This window comes from Kitasatospora sp. NPDC001225, assembly GCF_053597855.1.
On record NZ_JBSFJC010000111.1, the window covers coordinates 17,125 to 27,181 of the forward strand.

At 72.7% G+C, this 10,057-nt stretch carries 9 protein-coding genes and 1 pseudogene; 8 read left to right on the top strand and 2 right to left on the bottom strand.

What is annotated here, in order from left to right; translation table 11 throughout:
• Nucleotides 1-57 precede the first annotated feature (57 nt).
• Entirely contained in the window at nt 58-1,248 is a 1,191-nt protein-coding gene (locus ACWDCZ_RS29815) for an ATP-binding protein (protein WP_449817449.1), read from the bottom strand.
• Nucleotides 1,249-1,394: 146 nt separating this feature from the next.
• Nucleotides 1,395-2,060 (bottom strand): response regulator transcription factor, encoded by a 666-nt coding sequence (locus tag ACWDCZ_RS29820; protein WP_049650922.1) that lies wholly within the window; start codon nt 2,058-2,060, stop codon nt 1,395-1,397.
• 174 nt (nt 2,061-2,234) lie between these two features.
• Here ACWDCZ_RS29820 and ACWDCZ_RS29825 point away from each other — a divergent pair, with 174 nt between their 5' ends.
• From ACWDCZ_RS29825 to ACWDCZ_RS29860, 8 genes and pseudogenes are all read left to right on the top strand, one after another.
• Nucleotides 2,235-2,726 carry a hypothetical protein gene (locus ACWDCZ_RS29825; RefSeq protein WP_449817450.1) on the top strand — a complete coding sequence of 164 codons (492 nt, stop codon included), beginning with the start codon at nt 2,235-2,237 and terminating at the stop codon, nt 2,724-2,726.
• Nucleotides 2,716-3,807 carry a peptidoglycan-binding protein gene (locus tag ACWDCZ_RS29830; RefSeq protein ID WP_449817451.1) on the top strand — a complete coding sequence of 364 codons (1,092 nt, stop codon included), beginning with the start codon at nt 2,716-2,718 and terminating at the stop codon, nt 3,805-3,807. Before ACWDCZ_RS29825 ends, ACWDCZ_RS29830 begins: the two co-directional genes overlap by 11 nt.
• Nucleotides 3,804-4,514, top strand: a complete 711-nt coding sequence (locus ACWDCZ_RS29835) for an ABC transporter ATP-binding protein (protein WP_449817452.1) — start codon at nt 3,804-3,806, stop codon at nt 4,512-4,514. Before ACWDCZ_RS29830 ends, ACWDCZ_RS29835 begins: the two co-directional genes overlap by 4 nt.
• On the top strand, nt 4,511-5,707 hold the full coding sequence (locus ACWDCZ_RS29840; protein WP_449817453.1) for an ABC transporter permease: 1,197 nt from the start codon (nt 4,511-4,513) through the stop codon (nt 5,705-5,707). The genes ACWDCZ_RS29835 and ACWDCZ_RS29840 overlap by 4 nt, the downstream gene beginning before the upstream one ends.
• Before the next feature lie 144 nt (nt 5,708-5,851).
• The gene (locus tag ACWDCZ_RS29845; RefSeq protein WP_380777072.1) at nt 5,852-6,244 is read left to right on the top strand and encodes a hypothetical protein; all 393 of its coding nucleotides are present in this window, start codon (nt 5,852-5,854) and stop codon (nt 6,242-6,244) included.
• A complete protein-coding gene (locus tag ACWDCZ_RS29850; RefSeq protein ID WP_449817454.1) occupies nt 6,241-8,706 on the top strand; it encodes a DUF4132 domain-containing protein in 2,466 nt (821 codons plus the stop codon). Before ACWDCZ_RS29845 ends, ACWDCZ_RS29850 begins: the two co-directional genes overlap by 4 nt.
• Before the next feature lie 247 nt (nt 8,707-8,953).
• Entirely contained in the window at nt 8,954-9,325 is a 372-nt protein-coding gene (locus ACWDCZ_RS29855) for a hypothetical protein (protein WP_449817455.1), read from the top strand.
• Nucleotides 9,326-9,835: 510 nt separating this feature from the next.
• A pseudogene (locus ACWDCZ_RS29860) lies at nt 9,836-10,057 on the top strand (SWF or SNF family helicase); the annotation flags it as partial.

Sequence of the window (10,057 nt, forward strand, 5' to 3'; positions counted from 1 at the left end):
CGCTGGGGCGGTGGGCGAGGCCGATCGCGTGCCCTGCGGGTGCCGCCGCCCGCCGGGTCAGGCCGTGGGGAACTCGACCCGGACGCGCAGTCCGCCCGTGCTGCCGGGGTCGGCGGTGACGGTGGCGTGGTGGGCCCGCGCGATGGAGGCGACGATGGACAGGCCGAGGCCCGCGCCCTCACGCGGGCTGTGCCGACGCTCCTGGAGGCGGCGGAAGGGTTCGAAGAGGTAGGGGACCGTCTCCGGCGGAACCTGGGGGCCGGTGTTGGCGACCTCCAGGACGCCGTCGCGCACGTCGACGTCGACCCGGCCGCCGTCGTGGTTGTAGCGCAGGGCGTTGCCGACCAGGTTGCGTACCAGGTGTGCCAGCAGCACCGGATCACCCTCGACGGACACGGGGGCGGTGTCGGTCCGGACGGTGACGCCGTTCGTCCGGGCTTCCTCCGGGGCGGCGCACTCGGCGGCCACCGCGCGGGCCAGCTGGTCCAGTGCGACCGGTTCGCGGTGGTCCAGCCTCTGGTCGGAGACGGACAGCAACAGCAGGCCCTCGATGAGCCGTTCGCTGCTCTCGGAGACCTCGATCAGTTTGCGGCGGACCCGGGCGACGGCGGCCGGGTCCCCGGTGGCCAGCCCGATCTCGGCCGCGGCCCGCTGCACCGCGAGCGGGGTGCGCAGTTCGTGTGCGGCGTTGGCCGCGAACCGCTGCTGGGCACCGACCAGTTGCTCCATGCGATCGAGCATGTCGTCGAAGGTGTCGGCGAGCTGTTTGAGTTCGCCCGGGGGTGCGTCGAGGGCGATCCGCTCGTGCAGGTTCTCGCCCGAGAGCCGCCGCGCCGTGTTGGTGATCACCGCCACCGGGCGCAGCACCCGTCCCGACATCCACCAGGCCAGTGCCATCGAGATGACGGCGAAGGCGGCCAGGGCGATCAGGGAGACGGTCAGCAGCTGGTTCTGGGCGGCCTGCTCGGCGGCCTGGGTGACGACCTTGACGGCCTGGAAGTGGGACTGTCCGCCGTCGGCGGGATCGGCTCCGGCGGGGGCGCTCCCGGGTGGGGCGTTCGCGGGCGCGGCGGTTCCCACCGTGAGGGTCTTCGCCGCCGCGGCCGGGTCCGGGGTCGCCAGCGTGGCCAGTCGCGGTTCGACGGCGACGGCCGTGCTGATCGAGGTGTACAGCCCCTCCCGGACCAGGAAGTTGACCAGGACGATGAGCATGGCCCCGGCGAGGACGAGCAGCCCGCCGTAGAGCATGGTCAGCCGGCCCCGCTCCCCGCCCGGCAGCCGCGGGCGAGCTCTGCCCGGTAGCCGCGGGCGTGCTCTGCCCGGTAGCCGCGGGCGCGCTCTGCCCGGCAGCGGAAGCAGCGGAAGGCGGTTCGGGCCGACCGGGGCGGAGCGCCTCACGCCGGGACGCCGATGCGGTAGCCGTGGCCGGGCACGGTGTCGATGACCGAGGGCTCGCCGAGCTTGGCGCGGAGTTTGCTGAGGGCGACCCGGACCGCGTTGGTGCGGTATCCCATGTTCCGCTCCCACACCTGGTCGATCAGGTCCTCACCGCTGACCACGGCGCCCTCGGCCTGCATCAGCACCTCCAGGACGCCGAACTCCTTGCGGGACAGGGCGAGGTAGCGGCCCTCCCGGAAGGCCTGGCGGCGGGCGGTGTCGAGGGTGATGCCGGCACGTTCGATGACCGGCGGAAGGGCGGGGTGGGTGCGGCGGCCGAGGGCCAGGACCCGGGCCAGCAGTTCCTCGTAGGCGAACGGCTTGGTGAGGTAGTCGTCCGCGCCCAGGTCCAGGCCGTCGACGCGGTCGCGGACGGTGCCGGCGGCGGTGAGCATCAGCACCCGGGTCAGCAGCCGCTGCTCGACGACGCTCCGGCACACCTCGTCGCCGTGCGCTCCGGGCAGGTCGCGGTCGAGTACGAGCACGTCGTAGTCGGTGAGGCGCAGCCGTTCCAGCGCGTCGGCGCCGTTGTACACGACGTCGACGGCCAGGGCGTCGCGCCGCAATCCCTCGGCGATCATGTCCGCCAGGAATTCCTCGTCCTCCACGATCAGTACACGCATGACATCAGGTGTACCTGAAAGCCACCTTTCGTCGCCGTAAAGGTCTCGGCTGACAGCGGCGAAAGGCGGGTGCGTGCCAGCCTCTGCGTCGTCGGTCACCCGGTATCGGAGACGTATCGGACACGGTGGCCGGCCACTCGCAATCGGACTCGGAGGAATTCCATGCGGAACCACATGCGGAACCACAGGTACGGCGCGGCGGCCGTGCTGGTGGCGGGGATGGCGCTGTTCACCGCGGCCTGTGGCGGAGGCGCCACGGGCTCCGGCAGGGGCGCCGGCTCGGACTCGTCGGGCAGGGGCGCGGCGGCGGACCAGGCCTACGAGCACCGTAAGTGCCTGCGCGAACACGGCGCCCAGGTGAAGGAGCCGGAGCCGGGCCAGGACCCGCGGGGCCTGGTCCTCGAGGGCGGCCAGGACAAGATGGCGGAAGCCCTCAAGGCCTGCGGTGGAGCCGGTGGCGCGGGCGGCGCGAAGGTGTCCCAGGCCGACAAGGACAGGGCTCTCAAGTTCGCCCAGTGCATGCGCGGTAACGGTGTGGACATGCCGGACCCGAAGTTCGACGGCGACTCGGCGATGTCGGGACAGGCGATGAAGGTCCCGGAGGGCCCCGACAAGGACAGGTTCGACAAGGCGAACAAGGCGTGCAGTGGTCAGCATGCGGAGTGAGCGCGGGCGGAGCCGCCGAACGTACCTGATCGCCGCGCTGGTCACCTCGGTCTCGCTGGTGGGCGGGGTCACGGCCCTCTCGCAGACCGGCGGCGGCGCGAGCGCCGGCACGGACCGCACGGACGGGCTGCCGCCGAGCACGGGCTCGGTGGAACGACAGGACCTGAGCAGCCGGACCCAGGTGGACGGGACGCTCGGGTACGCCGAGGAGCGCCGGTTCAACGCCGGTGTGACGGGCACCCTCACCTGGCTCCCGGAGGCCGGCGCGGTGGTGGAGCGCGACGGGGCCCTCTACGAGGTCGACGGCCGGAAGGTCCGGCTCATGGTCGGCGAGCGCCCCGTGTACCGGACGCTGAAGGCGGGCGACAAGGGGCCGGACGTCAGACAGCTGAAGGAGAACCTCCGCGCCCTGGGCCACGGCAAGGGGCTGGCCGAGGACGAGGAGTTCACCCCCGGCACCGTGGAGGCGGTCAAGCGCTGGCAGAAGGCCCACGGTCTGGCCCAGACCGGCGAGATCGGCCCCGAGCAGATCGCCTTCTCGCCCGGTCCGGTGCGGATCAAGAAGAACGACGCGGCCGTCGGCGACCAGGCCGCTCCCGGCAAGCCGGTCCTCACCACCACCGGCTCCGAACGGCAGGTGCAGATCAGGATCGAGGTCTCCCGGGCCGACCTCGCCAAGCCCGGTACCCGGGTCGAGGTCGCTCTGCCCGGCGGCGGCAGGGCCAAGGGCAAGGTCGCCTCCGTCGACCGCACCATCGGTGAGGACGGCAAGGAGCAGGGCTCCCCGGACAAGCCCGCCAAGATCACCGCCCGGGTGGTCTTCGACGACCCGGGGCAGGCCGAGGGCTTCGACCAGGCGCCGGTCACCGTCGAGCTCGAGGGCGAGGTCCGCGAGGGCGTGCTGACGGTACCGGTCAACGCCCTGCTCGCGCTGACCGGCGGGGGCTTCGGCGTCCAGGTCGTGGAGAACGGGAAGGTGCGCGAAGTCCCGGTCGAACTCGGCATGTTCGGACAGGGCCGGGTCGAGGTCAGCGGGACCGGCCTGGCCGAGGGAATGAAGGTCGGGGTGCCCACGTCATGAGCGCGGTGGTCGAGTTGAACCAGGTCACCAAGGAGTATCCGGGCGGGGTGGTGGCGCTGCAGGGGGTGGACCTGCGCATCGGAAGCGGCGAACTGCTCGCCATCGTCGGCCCTTCGGGGTCGGGCAAGTCCACCCTGCTGCACATCGTCGGCACCCTGGACCGGCCCAGCGCCGGATCCGTCACCCTGGCGGGCCACGACGTCGCCGCCCTCTCCGACCGCAGGCTGTCCGCCCTGCGCGCCCGGCACATCGGCTTCGTCTTCCAGTCCTTCCACCTGGTGACCGGGGTCAGCGCCCGGGACAACGTCGCCGAGGGCCTGCTCTACTCGGGCCTGCCGCGCGCCCAGCGCCGCAGGCGCGCGGCCCTGGCCCTGGAGCGGGTCGGGCTCGCGGACCGCATGCACCACCGGCCGCACGAGCTGTCGGGCGGCCAGCGGCAGCGGGTGGCGATCGCCCGGGCGGTGGTCGGCGAGCCGGACCTGCTGCTGGCCGACGAGCCGACCGGCGCGCTGGACTCCGCCTCGAGCGAAGCGGTGATGGAGCTGCTGCACGACCTCAACGCCGACGGTGCCACCATCGCGGTGATCACCCACGACGGCGAGATCGCCGACAGCCTGCCCCGCCAGGTCCGGATCCGCGACGGCCGCGTCGTGGCGGACCTGCGCACCGGCGCCGCCGTCCCGGCCGATCGGGGTGGGGAGCGATGAGCCGCACACGGCTCTCCCCGGCCCGGCTCGGCCCCCGTGACGTCCTCCACGTCGGCTCGGCCGGCCTGCGCACCCGGCCGCTGCGGGTGGTGCTGTCCGCGCTGGGCATCGCCATCGGCATCGCCACCATGATCGCGGTGGTCGGCATCTCCTCCTCCAGCAAGGCCCAACTCCTGCGGCAGCTCGACCGGTTGGGCACCAACCTGCTGGTGGCCTCCCCCGGCCAGGGGCTGTTCGGCGAGAAGGTGAAGCTGCCCGAGGAGTCGGTCGGCATGCTGAGCCGCGTCCCCGGGGTCGAGCAGGTCGGCGCGACCGGTGACCTGGCGCAGTCCGTCCGGCGCAGCGAGAAGATCCCCGACGAGGAGACCGGCGGCATCACCGTGAAGGCCGCCACCGAAGGACTGCTGGACGTCGTACGCGGCGCGGTCGGCTCGGGCACCTGGCTCAACGAGGCCAACGGGCGCTACCCGTCGACGGTGCTCGGACACGTCGCGGCCCAGCGCCTGGGCATCACCGCCCCCGGTCAGCAGGTCCACATCGGCGACCGGTACTTCACCGTCATCGGCATCCTCGACCCGCTGCCACTGGCCCCCGAGATCGAGCGGGCCGCCCTGGTCGGCTGGGACGGCGCCGGCACGCTACTGGGCTTCGACGGCCACCCGACCCAGATCTACGAACGGTCGACGGACCGGACGGTCAGCGCGGTCCGCGAGCTGATCCCCCGCACCGTCGATCCGCAGAACCCGCACAACGTGCAGGTCACCGACCCCTCCTCGGCCCTCCAGGCCAAGGCCGCCACCGAGGGGGCGTTCACCGACCTCCTGCTCGGGCTGGGCGGGGTGGCGCTCCTGGTCGGCGGCGTCGGGGTCGCCAACACGATGATCATCTCGGTGCTGGAGAGGCGCCACGAGATCGGACTGCGCCGCTCCCTGGGCGCCACCAGGGGCCAGATCCGCCTCCAGTTCGTGACGGAGTCCCTCCTGCTCTCCGGACTGGGCGGGCTGGCCGGCGTGGCCCTGGGCGCGGCCGCCACCTACGCCTTCGCCGCCTCGGGCGGCCTGCCCTGGGTGGTCCCCCCGTGGGCCGTCACCGGGGGCTTCGCCGCCACCCTGCTCATCGGCACGGTGGCCGGCCTCTACCCGGCCGTCCGGGCCGCCCGCCTCTCCCCGACCCTCGCCCTCCACGCCGGCTAGCGGGCCGCACGGGTGGGGCACCCCTCCGGGCGCCCCACCCGCCGGTCCACGGCCTGCCGGCCAGGGCACGGGTGGCCCGGCTCCAGCAATCCCGCGCCACTCTGCCGGACGTCAGTGTCAGGGTGGGCCCGTACTGTTCACGGCATGGCAATCGTGATGTTCGTCGACGAGACGACGGCTGGGGACCGGAGCGACGGGTGGGGGCTGGAGGTTCTCGAGGAGAGGCTCACCGTGCGTGAGCTGATCCGGCGCAGGGTGTTCCAGGAGGTCGCCGAGTACAACGCGAAGGCACCGCAGGTGTTCCAGGGGCTGGTGCGGCCGCACGATGCCGAGCGGGTGCTGAACGGGTACGCGCTGCGCACGCCGCGCCGGATCGATCCGGAGGCGCAGAGCGAGCTGGCGCTCCGGGCGTTCGCGGGCAACGGCTTCCTGGTGCTGGTGGGGGAACGCCAGGTCACCGACGCGGAGGAGGAGGTCGAGCTCGGCCTCGGCACCGAGGTCACGTTCCTGAAGCTCGTTCCGCTGGTGGGGGGATGACGGTGATGGACTTCCAGGAGATCACGGAGCTGGTCCGGCAGTACGCAGGAGAGGCGGATGACCTCGCCGTCGAGCTGCTGAAGCTGGGAACAGGGAGGCACAGCGGCTACTGGGAGGGACGGTGGGACGGCGCCTTCGCCGAGTTGCGCGCGCTGCCGTCCGAGGCCCGGACCGCGCTCGCCGACGCGCTGGTCGGGCAGTACCACTCGGCCGAGGCCGGCTCGGTCGCCCGCGGGAACGTTCTCATCCTGCTGGCTGTCGTCGCGCACGGTCTGCCCGGCGACCGGCTCACGGCGGAGCGCACGGAGAAGCTCGACGAGCTCGGCCACGAGAACTCCGTGGTGCACAGCGGCCGTCACCTGCTCCTCGCCGAGGCCGAGCTCGGGGCCGGCCGCCCCCTCACTCCCGAGGTCGTGGCCGTCTACCGGCGCTCGGCCCTGGACACCTACGGCAGGAAGCCGCTCGTCGAGTTCGCCGGCACGCTCACCGAGCCCGTCCTCAACGTCGGTGAGGAATGGGCCGAGCAGGCCCTGCGGGACACCCTGGACGACCCCGACTGGCAGGCACTCCTGCGGCACGCGACGACCGCCACAGCCGCCAAGCCCTCCCGCCCGTGGGAGCAGCGGGCCGAACGCCTGATCCTCCCCCTCGGTGCCGACCGCGTCCGGACCACCCTGCTGCCCTGGCTCGCCCTCGTCGGCCGCCGCACCTTCGCGCTGAACCATGAACTCCTCGGGTCCGACGGACACAGCGCCTACGACCCGTACAACGCCAACGCCCTGCGCGGACTGACCTGGATGCTCGCCCTGCTGCCGGCCCATCCGGACACCGCCCGCGCCCTCGGCGCGCTGGTCGAGACCTCCCTCAGGAAGATCCCCGGGCTCGGCCCGCGCAACCCGAAGGTCGCCAACGCCGCCACGACCGCGCTCTCCCGCATCGACGGCGAAGCGGCCCTCGCCGAACTCGCCCGCCTGGCCACCCGCGTGACGTACAAGGGCACGCTCAAGCTGCTCGACACCGCGCTCCGGACCCGGGCCGAGGCGCTGGGCCTGTCCCGCGAGGAGGTCGAGGAGATCGCCGTCCCCGCCTACGGGCTGACCGAGATCGGCCGGGCCGAGCCGCGTCTGGGCGAGGCCACGGCGGTCCTGGAGGTCCGGGGCACCAGGGTGTTCCTCGGCTGGCGCAACGCCGCGGGCAAGGAGGTCAAGAGCGTGCCCGCCGCCGTCAAGCGCGACCACGCCGAGCAGCTCAAGGAGCTGAAGACGGCGGTCAAGGACATCGACAAGATGCTCTCCGCCCAGAGTGAGCGTCTGGACCGGCAGTTCCTCGGCCGCCGCACCTGGCCGTACACCGCCTGGCGCGAGCGGTACCTCGACCACCCCCTGGTCGGCACCCTGGCCCGACGGCTGCTGTGGACGGTCGACGGCACGACCGTCGGATTCGCGGACGGCGAGCTGCGCACCCTCGCCGACGACCCGGTGCGCGAAGGGGCCGAGGTCCGGCTCTGGCACCCGGTGGGCCACGAGCCCGCCCAGGTCGTGGCCTGGCGTGACTGGCTGGAGCGGCACGAGATCACCCAGCCGTTCAAGCAGGCCCACCGCGAGGTGTACCTGCTGACCGACGCCGAGCGCGCGACGGGGACGTACTCCAACCGTTTCGCCGCACACGTCCTGCGCCAGCACCAGTTCCACTCCCTGACGTCGGCCCGGGGGTGGCGCAACAAGCTGCGCCTGATGGTCGACGACTCGGCCCCGCCCGCCACCCGTGCGCTGCCGCAGTGGGGGTTGCGCGCCGAGTACTGGATCCACGGGGAGGGCCACGAGTACGGGGACGACACCACCGAGTCGGGCAGTTACCTGCGTCTGGCCACCGACCAGGTCCGCTTCTACCCGATCGACGCGCCGGAGAACGCGGCGGACTGCTACGGCAGTGAGTACCGCATGTGGCCGGAGGCCGCCGCCGGGCCGGTGGAGCCCGTCCAGCTCGCCGAGGTCCCGCCGCTCGTGCTGTCCGAAGTCCTGCGCGACGTGGACCTGTTCGTGGGCGTGGCCAGCATCGGCAACGACCCGGCCTGGCAGGACGGCGGACCGGAGGGCCGCTTCAGGGACTACTGGAGGTCGTACGGCTTCGGTGAGCTCGGCCAGGGTGCCGAGACGCGCCGCATGCTGCTGGAGCGGCTCGTGCCCCGGCTGGCGATAGCCGACCGCTGCACCCTTGAGGGCCGCTTCCTGCACGTGACGGGCGAGCGCCACACGTACAAGATCCACCTCGGCTCGGGGAACATCCTGATGACGCCGAACGACCAGTACCTGTGCATCGTCCCGAAGTCCGCCGCGGCCGCCCCGCAGACCGGCTACCTCCCCTTCGAGGGCGACCGCCTGCTGGCCGTGATCCTCAGCAAGGCGATGATGCTGGCCGAGGACACGAAGATCACGGACCCGACGATCCTGAGCCAGCTCTAGCACTGCGAGTTCGTTCGCCGGGTTGCTTGATCACGCGGCGAGGACGGGCCTGCCGCCCCGGCGCAGGCCCTTCTCGCCGCGGATGCGGGCTCGCCCCTTGTGTTTGGGCGGCCGGGACGTCGTGGTGGCGGGCGTTGGCGTCGCGCCACCGTAGACAGGCGGGCAGCACACGGCCGATCTGGCCGCGGCGGGAATGGTTGCGGTGTCCTCGGTCGGGCTACTGTCCGCTCCGGCCCAGGCGGAGTCCATGCAGTGCACCAAACTGGTGTGCCTGTTGGTCACCGGCGGCCCTGACGGGTACGCAACGCATGCCTACAAGCGCAGTTCGGCCGCCGGCGCCTCCACCTTCGAGGGCTTCTTCGCTTTCAGCGGCCCGGGACTCCACGCCGACACCGAGACCAAGCGGTGGTACGACTTCGAGAACACGAGTACCTTCGGTGGCCGTGGCGCGGGCCTCGTGTGCGTCCAGATGATGTACAAGCAGCCGGACGGGAGCTTCAGCTACGGCTCCCAGCGGTGCGACCGGGTCTACCGAGCCTCGGGGCCCAGGTGCTCGCCCGGCGTCCCGCAGGGAGGCGCCGGGCGCGCGCGTTCCGGAACCGTTGGCGTCGAGACTTGACCCGGTCATCGATGAGGCGCAGAGACCGGAAGAGGCTCCGGTGCTCCGGCTGACATAGGACCTCCATACGGCGGTGGGGCGCGGTGGAGGTGACAGCCTGCCCGTCGCCCCGGGTGCCGGGGGCGCTGAAGGTGAACTCACCGCCGTGCTTGGGCGGATGGCCCCCGGCAGGGTTGGTCAGGGCGAACTCGCACAGGCTGTTGGATGGCGGTGGCGGCAGCCGGGTCGGCGCCGGGCTCCGCTCACACCGCGTCCAGGACCTGCGCGAACGCGTCGCGGGCCGGCGAGTTGGACGCCGCCCTCGGTCCAGGGGCGGGGGCGGGTGCGGGGCCGGGAAAAATTTCTTCGAACCCGGCTGCAACCCCCCGGCGGGATGGACGTCTATCAGGGTGAGAGGCGGGGAGAGCGAGCCGGCGGAGCCGGGGGGCTCGGGCCGACTCCTCGGGGCGTGACAGTAGGCGCCCGCTCATTCGATCACCACCATCACCATGTCCTTGGGGGGACTGTCACATGAACGCGTCCGTTATCGCCCGTATTGCGAAGATCATCCCGCTGGCCGTTGTCGCCGCCGTCGGCGTCACCGCCTGCGGCCCGGCCGAGGGCGGGGCCTCCGTCGCCGCCTCCGCTCCCGCCTCCGCCCCGGCCACCACCTCCTCGGCCACCCCCGGTGCGGGCGCCGTCCCGACCGTCCCCGCCCCGGCCGCGCCGACCGCCGAGGCGGCCCCGGCCGCC

What these genes read in the sequence shown, in the direction of transcription:
- ACWDCZ_RS29820 (WP_049650922.1), bottom strand. Translation starts at nt 2,060, where the DNA reads ATGCGTGTACTGATCGTGGAGGACGAGGAATTCCTGGCGGACATGATC.
- ACWDCZ_RS29855 (WP_449817455.1), top strand. Translation starts at nt 8,954, where the DNA reads ATGCAGTGCACCAAACTGGTGTGCCTGTTGGTCACCGGCGGCCCTGAC.
- ACWDCZ_RS29815 (WP_449817449.1), bottom strand. Translation starts at nt 1,248, where the DNA reads ATGCTCTACGGCGGGCTGCTCGTCCTCGCCGGGGCCATGCTCATCGTC.
- ACWDCZ_RS29835 (WP_449817452.1), top strand. Translation starts at nt 3,804, where the DNA reads ATGAGCGCGGTGGTCGAGTTGAACCAGGTCACCAAGGAGTATCCGGGC.
- ACWDCZ_RS29850 (WP_449817454.1), top strand. Translation starts at nt 6,241, where the DNA reads ATGACGGTGATGGACTTCCAGGAGATCACGGAGCTGGTCCGGCAGTAC.
- ACWDCZ_RS29840 (WP_449817453.1), top strand. Translation starts at nt 4,511, where the DNA reads ATGAGCCGCACACGGCTCTCCCCGGCCCGGCTCGGCCCCCGTGACGTC.
- ACWDCZ_RS29830 (WP_449817451.1), top strand. Translation starts at nt 2,716, where the DNA reads ATGCGGAGTGAGCGCGGGCGGAGCCGCCGAACGTACCTGATCGCCGCG.
- ACWDCZ_RS29845 (WP_380777072.1), top strand. Translation starts at nt 5,852, where the DNA reads ATGGCAATCGTGATGTTCGTCGACGAGACGACGGCTGGGGACCGGAGC.
- ACWDCZ_RS29825 (WP_449817450.1), top strand. Translation starts at nt 2,235, where the DNA reads ATGCGGAACCACAGGTACGGCGCGGCGGCCGTGCTGGTGGCGGGGATG.